The organism is Massilia soli, from assembly GCF_016809835.1.
GTDB classification, from domain to species: Bacteria; Pseudomonadota; Gammaproteobacteria; order Burkholderiales; family Burkholderiaceae_D; genus Telluria_A; species Telluria_A soli.
In genome coordinates, this window is the sequence record NZ_JAFBIL020000004.1 from 474,011 (window position 1) to 489,236 (window position 15,226).

At 63.4% G+C, this 15,226-nt stretch carries 14 protein-coding genes; 3 read left to right on the plus strand and 11 right to left on the minus strand.

From position 1 onward, the window contains the following. Positions 1–12: 12 nt before the first annotated feature. From astB to I4X03_RS12415, 6 genes are all read right to left on the minus strand, one after another. Positions 13–1,356 (minus strand): N-succinylarginine dihydrolase, encoded by a 1,344-nt coding sequence (astB, locus tag I4X03_RS12390; protein WP_223468527.1) that lies wholly within the window; start codon positions 1,354–1,356, stop codon positions 13–15. A gap of 8 nt (positions 1,357–1,364) precedes the next feature. Continuing rightward, positions 1,365–2,831 (minus strand): succinylglutamate-semialdehyde dehydrogenase, encoded by a 1,467-nt coding sequence (astD, locus tag I4X03_RS12395; RefSeq protein WP_223468528.1) that lies wholly within the window; start codon positions 2,829–2,831, stop codon positions 1,365–1,367. Further along, a complete protein-coding gene (gene astA, locus I4X03_RS12400) occupies positions 2,824–3,858 on the minus strand; it encodes an arginine N-succinyltransferase (protein ID WP_223468529.1) in 1,035 nt (344 codons plus the stop codon). Before astA ends, astD begins: the two co-directional genes overlap by 8 nt. A 15-nt stretch (positions 3,859–3,873) precedes the next feature. Next, a complete protein-coding gene (locus tag I4X03_RS12405) occupies positions 3,874–4,905 on the minus strand; it encodes an arginine N-succinyltransferase (protein ID WP_223468530.1) in 1,032 nt (343 codons plus the stop codon). A gap of 64 nt (positions 4,906–4,969) precedes the next feature. Continuing rightward, positions 4,970–6,220 (minus strand): acetylornithine/succinylornithine family transaminase, encoded by a 1,251-nt coding sequence (gene astC / locus I4X03_RS12410; RefSeq protein WP_223468531.1) that lies wholly within the window; start codon positions 6,218–6,220, stop codon positions 4,970–4,972. A 273-nt stretch (positions 6,221–6,493) separates the two neighbouring features. Next, positions 6,494–7,441, minus strand: coding sequence for a GlxA family transcriptional regulator (locus I4X03_RS12415; RefSeq protein ID WP_223468532.1), 948 nt, complete (start codon positions 7,439–7,441; stop codon positions 6,494–6,496). A gap of 176 nt (positions 7,442–7,617) precedes the next feature. Here I4X03_RS12415 and I4X03_RS12420 point away from each other — a divergent pair, with 176 nt between their 5' ends. The 3 genes from I4X03_RS12420 to I4X03_RS12430 all read left to right on the plus strand — a co-directional run bounded on the left by I4X03_RS12420 (position 7,618) and on the right by I4X03_RS12430 (position 9,281). After that, positions 7,618–8,070, plus strand: a complete 453-nt coding sequence (locus I4X03_RS12420) for a MarR family winged helix-turn-helix transcriptional regulator (protein WP_223468588.1) — start codon at positions 7,618–7,620, stop codon at positions 8,068–8,070. A 15-nt stretch (positions 8,071–8,085) separates the two neighbouring features. Beyond that, a complete protein-coding gene (locus I4X03_RS12425) occupies positions 8,086–8,370 on the plus strand; it encodes a hypothetical protein (protein WP_223468533.1) in 285 nt (94 codons plus the stop codon). A 77-nt stretch (positions 8,371–8,447) separates the two neighbouring features. Continuing rightward, positions 8,448–9,281 carry an HDOD domain-containing protein gene (locus I4X03_RS12430; protein ID WP_223468534.1) on the plus strand — a complete coding sequence of 278 codons (834 nt, stop codon included), beginning with the start codon at positions 8,448–8,450 and terminating at the stop codon, positions 9,279–9,281. A 246-nt stretch (positions 9,282–9,527) separates the two neighbouring features. On the opposite strand, the gene secF is transcribed toward I4X03_RS12430, so the two are convergent. From secF to queA, 5 genes are all read right to left on the minus strand, one after another. Further along, a complete protein-coding gene (gene secF / locus I4X03_RS12435) occupies positions 9,528–10,550 on the minus strand; it encodes a protein translocase subunit SecF (protein WP_223468535.1) in 1,023 nt (340 codons plus the stop codon). A gap of 25 nt (positions 10,551–10,575) precedes the next feature. Then, complete coding sequence (secD, locus tag I4X03_RS12440; RefSeq protein WP_223468536.1) at positions 10,576–12,447, minus strand: protein translocase subunit SecD; 1,872 nt, start codon at positions 12,445–12,447, stop codon at positions 10,576–10,578. 56 nt (positions 12,448–12,503) lie between these two features. Then, positions 12,504–12,842, minus strand: coding sequence for a preprotein translocase subunit YajC (gene yajC / locus I4X03_RS12445; RefSeq protein WP_223468537.1), 339 nt, complete (start codon positions 12,840–12,842; stop codon positions 12,504–12,506). Positions 12,843–13,037: 195 nt separating this feature from the next. After that, positions 13,038–14,177: a tRNA guanosine(34) transglycosylase Tgt gene (tgt, locus tag I4X03_RS12450; protein WP_223468538.1), complete on the minus strand. Its 1,140-nt coding sequence runs from the start codon at positions 14,175–14,177 to the stop codon at positions 13,038–13,040. 6 nt (positions 14,178–14,183) lie between these two features. Continuing rightward, entirely contained in the window at positions 14,184–15,206 is a 1,023-nt protein-coding gene (gene queA, locus I4X03_RS12455) for a tRNA preQ1(34) S-adenosylmethionine ribosyltransferase-isomerase QueA (protein ID WP_223468539.1), read from the minus strand. Between the last annotated feature and the right edge of the window lie 20 nt (positions 15,207–15,226).

A 15,226-nucleotide genomic window follows, 5' to 3' on the forward strand; every position in this document is an offset into this window, starting at 1 on the left:
CAACCCGACATTCTACGCCAGGTCGTACAGGCCGGGCAGGCCCAGGATGCGTTCAAGATCCTGCAGCGCGGTCCTGCATTCAATGGCCAGCTGCGGGTCGGCCAGGTCTTTTGGTTCGAGGTGGTCGCGGTAGTGCTTCCCGACCCACGCGACCAGGGTCGCGTACAGCGCCTCGGTCATTACCACGCCCTGGTGCATCGCCGCAGCTTCCGCGCCGGTCAGCGCCACGCGCAGGCGCAGGCACGCAGGCCCGCCGCCGTTGCGCATACTCTGGCGCAGGTCGAAATCGATCAGCTCATTGACCGGGCCGCCGCTGGCGGCCAGGCCTTGCAGGTAGCGCGACACCGCCTCGTTTTCGGCGCATTCGTGCGGCACCACCAGCGCCATCGAACCGTCGGGTTTCGACAACAGCTGGCTATTGAACAGGTAGCTGGAGACGGCATCTGCGACCGCTACCAGCCCGGTATCGACGCGCACAGCGTGCAATTCTGCGCCGACGGCGCCCATCGCGGCGCGCAGCTGCGACAGCACGGTGGCTTCATCGGCGAAGGCCTGCTCGTGATAGAACAGCACATTGCCGTTGCCGACCGCGATCACGTCGTTGTGGAACACGCCCTGGTCGATCACGTCCGGGTTCTGCGATGCGAACACGGTGCGCTCCGGATGCAGGCCATGCAGGCGCGCGATGGCCTGCGAGGCTTCCAGTGTCTGGCGCGCTGGGTACTTTTTCGGGCTCGGCGCCGCCGGGTCGAATTCGACGCGGCCGTAGACGAACAATTCGACGCCGCGGTCGCCATGGGTGGCGCTGAAGCGGGTGTGGTTTGCGGCCCCTTCGTCGCCGAAGGCCGGCGTCGACGGCAGCGCATCGTGCACGGCGAAGTGCGCCGCATCGGCGAAGATCGCACGCAGGGTACGCGACGCCTGCTCGTGCTCCATCGCGCGGTGCAGCTTGTTGTTCAGGTTCGCGGCGGTGAAGTGCACGCGGCCGTCGATGGTGTCGGCCGACGGGCTGACGGTGCCCGCGTTCGCGGTCCACATTGGCGATGCCGAGTACGCGCACGCGAGGATGACCGGCGACTCGCGGTAGGCGCGCGCCAGCACATCGGCGTCGGTGCCGGTGAAGCCGATGGAACGCAGCAGTCGGAAGTTAGGCCGCGCCTGCGGCGGCATCACTGCCTGCGCGAAGCCGCGCGCAGCCAGCGCGCGCATCTTGGCCAGGCCCTGCAGCGCAGCCTCCTTCGGGTTCGACGCGCTCTTGACGTTGCTGAACGAAGCGACGTTGCCGAACGAGAGGCCGGCGTAGTTGTGCGACGGGCCGACCAGGCCGTCGAAGTTAAATTCGCGTGCTGTTTGCATACAGGATCCTAGAAGGCCAGGCCAGGCGACAGCTTGGCAGGCAACGCCAGTTCATCGGTTTCGATCGAGGCGACCGGGTAAGCGCAGTAATCGGCGGCGTAGTAAGCGCTCGGACGGTGGTTGCCGGACTTGCCGACGCCGCCGAACGGCGCGCTGCTCGCGGCGCCAGTGGTTGGACGGTTCCAGTTGACGATACCGGCGCGCGCCCTGGCCGAGAACTGCTTCCACAATGCCTCGTCGTTCGACAGCAGCGCCGCGGCCAGTCCGAATTCGGTGGCGTTGGCGGTCTTGATCGCGCTGTCGAAGTCCTTGACCCGTACGATCTGCAGCAACGGGCCGAACCACTCTTCGTCGGGGATGCCGTGGGCGTTGGTGACGTCGACGATACCCGCGGTGACAAAGCCGGCGTTCGGATCGGGCTGCTTCATCTGCAGCAGCACGGTGCCGCCCTTGGCGGCCATGTCGGCCTGCGCCTGCACCAGGCGGCCAGCGACGGCGCTCGACACCACAGGACCCATGAATGGCTGCGGCTCGGCATCCGGCGCGCCGACGGTCAAGGTGGCCGCTACTTCAACCAGGCGTTTGACGAAGGCCTCGCCTGCCGGCGAATCCTGCACCACCAGGCGGCGCGCGCAGGTGCAGCGCTGGCCGGCCGAGATAAATGCCGACATCACGGCGTGGTGCACGGCCGCGTCAACGTCCTTCACATCCCATACCACCAGCGGATTGTTACCGCCCATTTCCAGCGCCAGCATCTTGCCGGGCTGACCGCCGAACTGCTTGTGCAGCGCGACGCCGGTCTGGCAGCTGCCGGTGAACAGCACGCCGTCGACGTCGGCCTGGCCGAGCGCCACGCCGGTATTGCGTCCGCCGTTGACCAGGTTGATCACGCCCTTCGGCAGGCCGGCCTTTTCCCACAACTGCACGGTCTTGACGGCGGTGCGCGGCGCGTACTCGCTCGGCTTGAACACCACCGTGTTGCCGGCGATGAGCGCAGGGACGATATGCCCGTTCGGCAGGTGACCCGGGAAGTTATAAGGACCGAACACGCCGAACACGCCGTGCGGGCGGTGGCGCAGCACGGCATTGCCATCGGCGACCTTGGAGGCGGCCTCGCCGGTGCGCGCGCCGTAGGCCTGCACCGAGATATCGACCTTGTTGGCCATCGTCGTTACTTCGGTACGCGCTTCCCACATCGGCTTGCCGACTTCTTCGGCGATGGTTTTGGCCAGGTCTTCGGCGTTTTCCTTCAACAGGTCGCGGAAGCGGGTGCAGACAGCGATACGCTCGTCGAGCGACGCCATGGCCCAGCCGTCGAAGGCGCCGCGTGCGGCGTCGACTGCGCGCGCCACGTCGTCAGGCGTCGATTCCTTGCTGGTCCAGGTCTGGCGGCCGCTGGCCGGGTCGATGGTCGCGAGTTCCGCGCCGCTGCCGGCGGACCACTCGCCGTTGATGTAGTTGCTCAGGTTAGACATGTGCGTTCTTCCTTACGTTGAGTGACAGCGTGCGAAGCTGGTCGCCGGCTTGGCAGTGCAGCAGCGCCAGCTCGTCGGCCGACAGGGCGATACTGCCCTGCGCCGGTGCAGCGGATGCCACGATCATTCGGAAATCGTGCAGCGTGGTGTTCGATACCAGCGTCGGCTCGCCGGGCATCGGCAGGGCCGCCACTTCGGCGCTGACCACCGTGCTGTCGCGCAGTGCGCGCAGTTCGGACACGCGCGCCTGCAGCACCGGGCCGGCATCGAAGATATCGACGTAGCCCTCATAGTGCATGCCTTCCTGCTCCAGCAAGCGGCGCGCCGGCGCGGTCGACACATGCACCTTGCCGATCACCTCGCGCGCATCGTCCGGCAGGTAGTCGACATACAGCGGCTGGCGCGGCATCAGTTCGGCGATGAACGACTTCTTGCCAAGCGCCGTCAGGTTGTCGACGTGGTTGAAATCCATCTTGAAGAAGTGGCGGCCAAGGCCTTCGTAGAACGGCGATCGCCCGTCCTCTTCCTGGAAGCCGCGCATTTCGGCGATCAGCTTTTCGGTGAACAGGTGCGGGAACTGGGCGATGAACAGGAAGCGGCTCTTCGACAGCCACTTGCCGTTGTTGCCGGTGCGGTAGTCCGGATGCAGGAACAGCGAGCACAGTTCGGTGGAGCCGGTCAGGTCGTTCGACAGGTACAAGGTCTCCATGCGGGTGAACACATCGAGCTCGCGGCTTGAGTGCACCAGCGTGCCGATACGGTAGTTATAGAAAGGCTCGTCCAGTCCGACCGCGCCCTTGATCGCGCAGATGCCGGCCATGCGGCCGTTGCTGGTGTCCTCCATGACGAACATGTAGTCGCGCTTTTCCGGCGCGATGGTCTGGGCGAACGACTGCACGGCCACGCTGACGCGGTCGCCCAGCATCTTGCGGTCCGGCTTGAGGGTCGTCATGCCGCTGCCTACCTGGGTCGCCATGTCGAGCAGCGCTTCGAGGTCGCCGGCGGTGATTGCGCGTACTACTAGCATAGGTTGATCGCTCACTTAGATTCTGACGCAAATGACGTTATCGCCAGGAGCCACCATCAGCTCGTCCAGCGCGGACGCCGGCAGCTGCACGATGTCATCCGATTCGGCAGCCGGACAAGCCACGGTGATGGCACGGAAGTTCTGTTCGCTGCTGGCGGCGATCGCGTAGGTGGCCATCGCTTCGCTGGCCGCGCCGTCTTCGGCCACGGCGACCCGGCGCACCATCGACGCGCCAAAGGTACGCAGCGAGTTTTTATGGGCCTGGAGGATTGGACCGCCATCGAAGATATCGATGTAGTCGTCGGCCTCGAAGCCCTCTTCGGTCAGCAGGCTGAAAGCCAGCTCGCCATCCGGATGGATCTGGCCCATCGCCGCCTGCGCGTCGCCCGGCAGCAGCGGCACGTAGACTGGGTAGTGCGGCATCAGCTCGACGATCAGGGTGCGGTTGCGCGCGCCGCCGATGACGCGCTCGGCGTCGAGGAAGTCCATCTTGAAGAACTTGCGCCCCAGCGCATCCCAGAACGGCGACTGGCCGCGGTTGTCGGTGATGCCCGCGAGCGGCACGAAGAAGCGGTCGCCGAAGCGGTGCGGCGCCAGCACGGCGAACAGCAGGCGCGCGCGCGACAGCAATGCCGCTTCGATGCCGGCGTTGGCGCGGTCGTTGATGTAGTAGCCCGACAGCTGCGAATACGCCGTCAGCTCGGAGCACAGGGTCAGCGCATGCACGCTGTGACTGATGTTCAGGTCGCGCGAGACCTGCTGGATCACGTCGTTACGGAACGAGAAGTAGGTACCGTTCGAACCGGCCGACGCATGGATCGCGGCGGTGCCGACGATGCTGCCGGTGGCCGTCTCTTCGAGCACGAACATGTACGACTCTTCACTCGGGATATCGACGTGGGCCGCGAAGGACGCGATCGAACGTTCAACCGAGGCGGCGATTTCGCCATGGGTGCGCGGCAGGGTGTGCACACCTGGCATGGTCACCGTGGCCAGCTCTTCGAGGCTGGCGATATCCGACAGCTCCACCGGACGGACAACAAACATGTGAACTCCTAAAGTGCTTGCAGGCCGGCGCACGCGCGGACGCGGCGCCGGCAGGTGGACCTGATTACTTGGCCGGTGCCGGGTTGAGCATCTGCGCCAGCGCGTCGCGCATGATGCGGTCGGCGTGGGCGATCTGGTCGTCCGAGACGATCAGCGCGGGCGCCAGGCGGACCACGTCGGGACCGGCGATCAGCAGCATCAGGCCGAGCGCTTCGCAGGCCTTGGTGAAGTCCTTGGCGCGGCCCTTGAAACCGTCGGCCAGCGGCAGGCCGATCAGCAGGCCGCTGCCGCGCACCTTGCCGAACACCTGCGGGAAGTCGGCGCTCAGCTTGTCGAGGTTGGCGAAGATCTTGGCCGAGGCCTCCTTCACGCGCGCCAGGAAGTGCGGCTGGTTGATGGTCTCGATGACGTTCAGCGCGACGGTCGCGGCCAGCGGGTTGCCGCCGTAGGTGGTGCCGTGCGAGCCGACGCCGAAGTGCTGCGCGATCGCGTCGGTGGTCAGCATGGCGCCGATCGGATAGCCGTTGCCCAGTGCCTTGGCGCTGGTCAGGATGTCCGGGGTCACGCCCATGCCCATGTAGGCATACAGTTCGCCGGTACGGCCCACGCCCGACTGCACCTCATCGAAGATCAGCAGCGCGCCGGTCTTGTCGCAGAGCTCGCGCAGGGCCTTCAGGTAGTCGGGATTGCCCGGGATGACGCCGCCCTCGCCCTGGATCGGCTCGACGATCACCGCGCACACGTCGTCGCCGATGGCAGCGCGGGCCGCTTCGATATCGTTGTACGGGATGTGGTCAAGCTGCTGCGGCAGTGGCTCGAAGCCCTCGGTGTACTTCGGCTGGCCGCCGACCGACACGGTAAACAGGGTACGGCCGTGGAACGACGACAGGCAGGACACGATGCGCGACTTGTGCGGGCCGAATTTGGTGTGCGCATACTTGCGCGCCAGCTTCAGGGCGCCCTCGTTCGCCTCGGCGCCCGAGTTGCAGAAGAATGCGCGGTCGGCGAAGGTCGCTTCGGTCAGCGCCAGCGCCAGGCGCAGCACCTGCTCGTTGGTATAGCCGTTACCCAGGTGCCAGACCTTGTGCATTTGCTGGGTCAGCGCATCGACCAGGGCCGGATTGCAATGACCGAGGCTGGTGACGGCGATGCCGGAGGTGAAATCGAGGTAATGCTTGCCTGACTGGTCCCACAGATCGAGGCCGGAAGCGCGCACTGGCACCATGGCCGCTGGCGCATAGGTCGGTACCAGCACCTCGTCGAAAGTTTCCCGGGTTACAGTGCGGGTAGTAAGACCGGCATCAATTGCGTTCATGGCATTCCTCGTCGAAGTTAAGGGTCGCGCCCGGCCAACAGCGAGGCGCCTCCCGGCCATTATAGGAAACGCGGCAATAAAACTCTTTTCAACAAGCGACAGCCATTTTCACTTTTACTCATACAAAATTGCCCATGAAAGATTCCAAAATCGAAGATTCCAAAATCGGGGACAGACCACCATTTTGGAATCTTCCAAAATGGTGGTCTGTCCCCGATTTTGGAATGTTTTGGCCTGCCCCCCGATTTTGGAGGGTTTTCGCTTTGATGGGGATCAGGTGGTGCCGCTGAGCTTGCGCTGGCGCTCTTCGCGGGGGGTGTTGCCGAACAGGGCGCCGAACGCCGTGGAGAAGTGCGAGCCGCTCGAGAAGCCGCACATCAGCCCAACCTGGACGATCGAGTTGTTAGTGCTTTGTAGTAGCTGGCGCGCGCGCTGCAGCCTCAGCTCAAGGTAGTAGCGCGAGGGCAGGCTGCCGAGGTATTGCTTGAACAGCCGCTCGAGCTGGCGCCGCGAAATCCCGACCAGGTTGGCAATGTCGTCCGTCGAGAGCGGCTCTTCGATGTTCGCTTCCATCAGCGATACCGCTTCCGTCAGCTTCGGCTGCAAGGCGCCAAAGCGCGCTTGCAGCGCGACCCGTTGGCGCTCGTCCTTGCCGCGCACCCGGTCGATGCAGAGCTGTTCCTTGATCTGGGCCTGGATGCCGGCGCCGAAGATCACTTCGACCAAGCTCAGCGCGAAGTCGATGCTGGCGGCGCCGCCGCAGCAGGTCAGGTGGGGCCCGTCGATTTCAAACAGGTTCGGCGTGAACATGGTGTGTTCGTCGACCGAATCGGCGTCCGGATAGAGCGACCACGGCAGCGCGGTGCGCACGCCCGACAACACCCCTGCATCGGCCAGCCATAGCACGCCCGCCCCTACCCCGCCCCAGAACGGGGCTGAGCGGCAGCGCTCGATGACGACGCGGATGTTGCCGGGCTTGAGCGCGGCCTGCGCTTCGTCGGCGACCAGCAGCACCAAATGCCAGTGGCGCTGGGTGTCGGTGAGGAATTTGTCAGGGCTGCGGACGTCGACGTGCAGTCGCTCCGGCCCGAGCAGCTTGGCGGCCAGCTTCAGCGGCTGGTACAGGCCTGCCCAGCTGAGCGAGTCGGGTTCGCCGGCGTGGATCAGCAGGACGCGCAGCGGCCTCTCCTGCGCGAGGCGGGCGAGGTCAGCGATTGGCATCAGTCTGCGGGCGGCGTGTCATGTCGGCGGTGGCGGGAGCCCATATGGCGGCTCGGGATTGCTTGGGTCGTATCATACCGGAGATCAACACCCGCGGTCTTGTCCGCCCCCCGTTTTTGGCCCGGCGCAGGCTTGCCGCCACTGCTATCGGGCGCAGGCGGCTATAATTGCTCCCCATGGGCGAACGATATCTAAAGAGTGTGCGGCTGCTGGCAGAGTGCTTGCAGGGCTTCGAGCGCTTCTCCGGCGAATCGGTGCGCGCTTGCGGGCTGACCCATGCCCAGTTCGATATCATCGCCACGCTCGGCAACACCCAGGGCATGACGTACAAGGAGCTGGGCGAACGCACCCTGATTACCAAGGGCACCCTGACCGGTGTGATCGAGCGGCTGGAGCAAAAAGGCCTGGTTGCACGCGAACGCAGCAACGAGGACAAGCGCTCCTTTTTTGTCCGCCTGACGCCCAAGGGCGAGGAGTCGTTCAGCCAGGCTTTTCCAGCCGTGGTGGCACAGGGAAAAAAGTTGTTCGAGCAGTATTCGGACGCGGACTTCGCAGCCCTGGATGCATCCTTGCTCAAGCTGAGGCAGCTCATCGCCACCGGCGCGGGCCCTGATTCCCCTCATTCATAAATTGACGATAACAATATGCTAAAAACTACCCTGCTCGACGGCGTGACGCCGGCAACATTCGACAAGCAAATCACCGGCAACCTGCTGCTTGAATCCGTATCCCCGGACGAAGTACGCGCCGAGAAGATGATCATCGGCGTGCGCAATGGCGATGGCGATATCTATCGCCTGATCGGCGCGACCAAGATGAACAGCTACGTCAACGCCGTCGAAGAGCTCGAAGACATGGAGCTGGTCGACGAACTGGCTGATGTGGAAGAAACCCGCGAAGGCTGCGACGCCATCTTCGGCGAAGCGTAATCGTCCCGCTGTCGTAAAAAAGTGCCGCACGGCATCTTTTTACGCGGACAGTTTGTTTACTGGAGTAGAATTTCCAAATGGACAGACTTGAAGCATTCAAAAGCCTTGCAGCTGAGGCAAGCCGCGGCGAACTGACGTTTCCGACCAATCTAGACGCCACGCTCAAGCTGCAGCGCGCGCTGGACGATCCGGATTGCGACACCGATACCGCCGCGCGCCTGGTCCAGGCCGAACCGCTGCTTGCCGCGCGCGCCGTGGCCATCGCCAACTCGGCCGCCTATAAACGCGCCGGCAGCGAAGTCACCAACGTGCGCGCAGCCATCCAGCGCGTCGGTTTCCGTACCCTCAATGCGCTGGTCGCCGCGGTCATCGTGCGCCAGCTCGACAGCAAGATCACCGAACCGAACCTGCGCGCCATGGCCGACCAGCTATGGCGCCATTCGACCCACGTCGCCGCGCTGGCCCAGGTCATCGCGCGCCGGGTCACCCATACCGATCCGGAGACCGCGCTGTTTGCCGGCATCGTCCACGAGGTGGGCAGTTTCTACATTTTGTCGCGCGCCGAGGAGTATCCCGGCCTGCTCGACGGCGAGCCGGAGGAATGGCTTGAATTCGCCGAAACGGCCATCGGCCGTGGCGTGCTGGCCAAGCTTGGGGTGCCCGCCCCCGTGATGGAAGCGATTGAGGCGATGTGGCATGGTCTGCGCGCCTTGCCGCCGGAATCGCTGGGCGACACGCTACTGTTGGCCAACGACCTGTCGCCAGTACCATCCCCGCTGCACGTGCGCGCTGGCGCCACCTCCGAGCAGTCCGCCGCGACCATCGACTTCGTCATTGGCGAAGGCAGCCTGCAAAGCATCCTCGACGAGTCCGCCGAGGACGTGCGCAGCCTGACTTCTGCCCTGCTGTAAACCTTTCGGGCAAAAAAACGCCCGCTGCGAGAGCGGGCCAAGTCCAAAACTAGGGATGTCCTGAAAGAGACAGTTCCACTTTAACCGCACCCCAATATGGGCTCTGTGCGTGAACACACACAAACTGCAATAAAGTTTCCGGGGAGTTTGCGCGGATCGCGCCGGGACGCCTGCTCGCCAGAGGGAAACGGGCGTTTCCCTCTTTGATGGCGCGCAAGCCGCCGGCCCCGCAGGGCCGGCCAATTGTTACACTACCGCGCCGTCCGTTTCGTCTTTCTGGACGACCGGCTTGATCAGGTCTTCACGCTTGATGCCCAGCCACATGGCGATCGCCGCGGCAACGAACACCGACGAGTAGATACCGAAGCAGATGCCGATGGTCAGCGCCATCGCGAAGTAATGCAGCGACGGGCCGCCGAAAATCAGCATCGACAGGACCATCATCTGGGTCGAGCCGTGCGTGATGATCGTCCGGGAAATGGTGCCGGTAATGGCGCTGTCGATCACTTCGGGCACGGTTGACTTGCGCTGCTTGCGGAAGGTCTCGCGGATCCGGTCGAAAATAACCACCGATTCGTTCACCGAGTAGCCCAGCACCGCCAGCACCGCGGCCAGCACGGTCAGCGAGAATTCCCACTGGAAGAACGCGAAGAAGCCCAGGATGATGACCACGTCGTGCAGGTTGGCGAGAATCGCCGCCACTGCGTACTTCCATTCGAAGCGAATGGCCAGGTAGATCATCACGCCGATGATCACCATGATCAGCGCGTTCAGGCCATTCTGAGCCAGTTCGTCGCCCACCTGCGGGCCGACGAATTCGACTTTTTGCAGGCTCACCACCTCTTTGCCGGCGCTATCGAAGCAACCCGTCTTGGCCACGTTTTCGCCCTTTGGCGTCATCGAATTGACCTGGCGCGTGGCGCCGCCTTCGGCCTTGCACAGCCCGTTGAAGACGATTTGCGAGCCGGTCGCGCCGGACACCGATTCAATGATCGGCAAGCGCAGCATGACATCTTGCGCGGTACCGAAGCTGGTCACTTCCGGTTGCTCGTAGCCCAGCTTGATCAGCTCGCCACGGATCTTCTCCGGATTGGCCGCGCCAGGGTACTTCAGCTCCATCACGGTGCCGCCCTTGAACTCCACCGAGAAGTGCAAGCCTTTGGTCGCAATGAAGAACACGGCCGCCACGAAGGTCAGCGCCGAAATCACGTTGAAAATCAACGCATGGCGCATGAAGGGAATATCTTTCTTGATGCGGAAAAATTCCATCTCGAATCCTAGTAGTAAGTGCTAATTATTTCTCGACCGACAGGCCAGGAGTCCAGACGGTACCGATCGACACCCGGGTCAGCTTCTTCTTGCGGCCGTACCAGAGATTGACGACGCCGCGCGACACGAAGACCGCCGAGAACATCGAGGTCATGATGCCCAGGCAGTGCACGATCGCAAAGCCGCGGACCGGTCCGGAGCCGAACACCAGCAGTGCGATACCGACGATGAGGGTCGTGATGTTGGAGTCGAGAATGGTTGCCCATGCACGGTCGAAGCCGGCCGCGATCGACGCCTGCGGGCTGTTACCGGCACGCAGTTCCTCGCGAATACGCTCATTGATCAGCACGTTCGAGTCGATCGCCATACCCAGCGCCAGCGCGATTGCCGCAATACCCGGCAGGGTCAGCGTGACGCCCATGAAGGACAGCAGCGCCAGCAGGAACAGCACGTTCGCCGCCAGTGCCACCGAGCTGAAGATACCGAACAGATGGTAGTAGAGCACCATGAAGACGGCAATCGCGGCAAAGCCGTACAGGGTCGAATACAGGCCCTTGGCGATGTTCTCGGCGCCCAGCTGCGGGCCGACGACGCGCTCTTCGATAATTTCCATTGGCGCCGACAGCGCGCCCGAGCGCAGCAGCAGTGCCAGTTCGGTCGACTTTTCGGCGCTGCCCATGTTGGTGATCTGGAAGCTGCTGCCCAGTTCACTCTGGATGGTCGGCGCCGACAGGATGGTGTATTTGCCTTTTTCTTTCAGCAAGATCGCCATGCGCTGGCCGATGTTGTCGCGGGTTGCCAGGCGAATCTTGCGGCCGCCGTCGCCGTTCAGGTCAAGCGATACGGCAGGCTGCTGGTTCTGGTCAAAGCTCGCTACCGCGCTCGAAATGTACTCGCCGGTGAGGATCACGTCTTTCGACACCACCAGCGGACCGCCCTGCTCAGGGCCGAACAGTTCCGAGTTCAGTGGAATGGCGGCAGCCGATTCGGTGCCAGGCACTACCGACTTGTCGACCATGCGCAGTTCCAGCGTCGCGGTGCGGCCGATGATGTCCTTGGCATGCGCCACGTCCTGCACGCCTGGCAGCTGGACCACGATGCGCTCGAGGCCTTGCTGGGCGATGATCGGCTCGGACACGCCAAGTTCGTTAATACGCTTGGACAGGGTCGCGATGTTTTGCTTGACGCCCTCTTCCACCGTGCGCTTGAGCGCATCGGGCTTCATGGTGACGACCAGCTTCAGGTTCTCGCCTTCGCCGCCGTCGGCGAACGCCAGGTCGGCCGACTGGGCCGCCAGCGCTTCGCGCGCCGCGGTGCGGGTTGCGGCATCACGGAAATTGACTTCGATCGCATTGCCGACGCGCTCGATGCCCGCGTGGCGGACATTCTTTTCTCGCAGCAGGCTGCGGACGGTCGACTGGATACCCTTGACGCGCGTCTCGAGCGTTGCCGCTGCATCGACCTGGAGCAGGAAGTGCACGCCGCCGCGCAAATCGAGGCCGAGGTTCATCGGCGAGGCGCCCAGCGACTGCATCCAGCCCGGCACATTCTTCACCAGGTTAACGGTGACGATGTAATCCGGATCGTCCGGGTCGCGGTTGAGCGCGCGTTCCAGCGCCAGCTTGGCCTTCAACTGCTCATCGGTGGTGCCGAACAGCGCGCGCACGTAGCTACTGCTGCCTGTCCCGTCCCGGCTGATGCCATCGGTGGCGATGCCTTCGGACTTCAGCGCCGACTCGACCTGGGCGGCGGTGTCGTCGCTGATCTTGACCGTTGCCTTGCCAGTAGTAACCTGCAGGGCCGGCGATTCCACGAAGTAGTTAGGTGCCGTGTACAGCGCCGCCAACAGCAGCGCGACGACGATCACGATATATTTCCAGACGGGATAGCGATTCATAGTGTTCCAGCGTTCGATGTTGAGCAGCCGGGCGACTGCAAAGCCGCCCGCGAGGCTTACAGGGACTTGATCGTGCCTTTAGGCAGCAGCGTGGTGATCGAGTGCTTCTGCACGACGATCTCGGTGTTCGGCGACACTTCAACGGTTACATAGGTGTCGTTGACTTTGCTGACCTTGCCCAGGATGCCGCCGGCGGTGATGACTTCGTCGCCCTTGGCGAGCGCGTCCATCATGGCCTTTTGCTCTTTCGCGCGCTTCTGCTGTGGGCGGATCATGAGGAAATACATGACCACGAACATCAGGATCAGTGGCAGGAAGGTCGACAGGCTGCCCATCAGGCCAGGATCTGCTGCTGGGGCGGCTGCGGCTTGCGCATAAGCGTTGGAAATAAACACGGTGACTCCGTTTGTTAGTTGGTCTGGTAAAAAAAGTAGCGCTGTATTCTAGCACCGGCTGGGGTGATGCAAGTCATTCCGGCATGTTGAGGCAGTAATTCTTATTGCAAGTGTCGACAATTGTCGTTCCCGCGCAGGCGGGAACCCATACCGAGCGCGCGCTGCATGGATCCCCGCTTTCGCGGGGACGACGTGTTAGATTCCCCGCGCCCGCTCGGCGTTGAACTGCAGGCGGAAAGCATGGAAGCGGTCTTCATCGATCGCGTCGCGCATGTCCTGCATCAGCTGCAAGTAGTAATGCAGGTTGTGAATGGTATTTAAGCGCGCCCCCAGAATTTCCTTCGAGCGGTGCAGGTGGTGCAGGTAAGCGCGGGTGAAATTCTGGCAGCAGTAGCAGCCGCATGTTTCATCCAGCGGCGTGTTGTCTTCTTTGTAACGCGCATTCTTGATCTTGATGTCGCCAAAGCGCGTGAACAGCCAGCCATTGCGGGCGTTCCGGGTCGGCATCACGCAGTCGAACATGTCGACGCCGTTGGCCACGCCATCGACCAGGTCTTCCGGCGTGCCGACGCCCATCAGGTAATGCGGCTTGTTTTCGGGCAGTTTCGGGCCGATGTGCGCCATGATGCGCATCATGTCTTCCTTCGGCTCGCCGACCGACAGGCCGCCGATCGCCAGGCCAGGGAAGTTGATGTTCTCCAGCCCTTCGAGCGACTCGTCGCGCAGCTTTTCGTACATGCCGCCCTGGACGATGCCGAACAGCGCGTTCGGGTTCTCGCCCGCCTTGAATTCGTTCATCGAGCGCTGGGCCCAGCGCAGCGACATGCGCATCGACTTGGCCGCCTCTTCGGTGGTGGCCGGACGGCCGTCGATCTCGTACGGCGTGCACTCGTCGAACTGCATCACGATGTCCGAATTGAGCGACTTCTGGATCTGCATCGAGATTTCCGGCGACAGGAACAGCTTGCTGCCGTCGATCGGCGAAGCGAACTTGACGCCCTCTTCGGTAATCTTGCGCATCGCGCCCAGCGAAAACACCTGGAAACCGCCGGAATCGGTCAGGATCGGGCCATTCCAGCCCATGAAGCCGTGCAGGCCGCCGAATTTATCGAGCACCTGGGTACCCGGGCGCAGCCACAGGTGGAAGGTATTGCCGAGGATGATCTGCGACTTGATTTCCTTGAGTTCGAGCGGCGACATGGCCTTGACCGAACCATAAGTCCCGACTGGCATGAAAATCGGCGTTTCGATGGTGCCGTGGTTGACCTTCAGGCGGCCGCGGCGCGCGTGCGACAGGCCGCTGGTGTCCTTTTTCAGGAGTATAAATTCGAGCATGGTGTCCTACTTGTTCCGGGTGGTGAGCAGCATGGCATCGCCATAGCTGAAAAAACGGTATTCATTGGCGATCGCGTGGGCGTACGCCGCGCGGATCTCGTCAAAGCCTGCAAAGGCCGACACCAGCATCAGCAAGGTCGATTTCGGCAGGTGGAAGTTGGTGACCAGGCGCGAGACGGTCTTGAAGGTGTAGCCGGGCGTGATGAACAGGGCCGTATCGGCGCTGCCCGCAACCAGTTCGCCCGACTGCGACGCCGACTCCAGCGCGCGCAGGCTGGTGGTGCCGACGGCGACCACGTCGCGCCCGGCCGCCTTTGCGGCGCGCACGGCGTCAACGGTCGCCTGCGGCACGGTGTACCACTCGGTGTGCATCTTGTGCTCGGCCAGCGCCTCGACCCGCACCGGCTGGAAGGTGCCGGCGCCGACGTGCAGCGTGACGAAGGCGAAGTTGACGCCCTTGTCCTTCAGTTTGGCCAGCAGCGCTTCGTCGAAGTGCAGGCCGGCGGTCGGCGCGGCGACGGCGCCCGGCTCCTTCGAATACACGGTCTGGTAGCGGCTCTCGTCGAATTCGTCGGCGTCGTGCTCGATGTAAGGCGGCAGCGGCAGGCGGCCGTGCGCCTCGATCAGGTCGAACACATCACCCTCGAACGTCAGGGTGAAGAATTCGCCGGCGCGCTCGCCCGCCGTCACGTCAAAGGCATCGGCCAGGCGCATCTTGGTGCCCGGCTTGGGCGACTTCGACGCGCGCACCTGGGCCAGCACGGTGCGGCTGTCCAGCACGCGCTCGACCAGCACCTCGACGTTGCCGCCGGTTTCCTTGACGCCGAAGAAGCGCGCCTTCAGCACGCGTGTGTCGTTCATCACCATCAGGTCGCCCGGCTGGAGCTGGTCGACGATGTCGGCGAAACGGCGGTCGATGATCTGCGCACCATCGAGGTGGAGCAGGCGCGAGGCGCTGCGATCGGGCAGCGGAAGCTGGGCGATACGCTCGGGCGGCAGGTTAAAATCGAAATCGGAGAGCGAGTACATTCTGCTAATTCTGGAAAAAT

Bases quoted from the DNA above. Each gene is read 5' to 3' on its own strand.
- I4X03_RS12415 (WP_223468532.1), bottom strand. From the start codon at position 7,441: ATGCCAATCGCTGACCTCGCCCGCCTCGCGCAGGAGAGGCCGCTGCGC.
- secF (WP_223468535.1), bottom strand. From the start codon at position 10,550: ATGGAATTTTTCCGCATCAAGAAAGATATTCCCTTCATGCGCCATGCG.
- astA (WP_223468529.1), bottom strand. From the start codon at position 3,858: ATGCTAGTAGTACGCGCAATCACCGCCGGCGACCTCGAAGCGCTGCTC.
- tgt (WP_223468538.1), bottom strand. From the start codon at position 14,177: ATGCTCGAATTTATACTCCTGAAAAAGGACACCAGCGGCCTGTCGCAC.
- queA (WP_223468539.1), bottom strand. From the start codon at position 15,206: ATGTACTCGCTCTCCGATTTCGATTTTAACCTGCCGCCCGAGCGTATC.
- astB (WP_223468527.1), bottom strand. From the start codon at position 1,356: ATGCAAACAGCACGCGAATTTAACTTCGACGGCCTGGTCGGCCCGTCG.
- astC (WP_223468531.1), bottom strand. From the start codon at position 6,220: ATGAACGCAATTGATGCCGGTCTTACTACCCGCACTGTAACCCGGGAA.
- astD (WP_223468528.1), bottom strand. From the start codon at position 2,831: ATGTCTAACCTGAGCAACTACATCAACGGCGAGTGGTCCGCCGGCAGC.
- I4X03_RS12405 (WP_223468530.1), bottom strand. From the start codon at position 4,905: ATGTTTGTTGTCCGTCCGGTGGAGCTGTCGGATATCGCCAGCCTCGAA.
- I4X03_RS12420 (WP_223468588.1), top strand. From the start codon at position 7,618: ATGGGCGAACGATATCTAAAGAGTGTGCGGCTGCTGGCAGAGTGCTTG.
- I4X03_RS12430 (WP_223468534.1), top strand. From the start codon at position 8,448: ATGGACAGACTTGAAGCATTCAAAAGCCTTGCAGCTGAGGCAAGCCGC.
- I4X03_RS12425 (WP_223468533.1), top strand. From the start codon at position 8,086: ATGCTAAAAACTACCCTGCTCGACGGCGTGACGCCGGCAACATTCGAC.
- secD (WP_223468536.1), bottom strand. From the start codon at position 12,447: ATGAATCGCTATCCCGTCTGGAAATATATCGTGATCGTCGTCGCGCTG.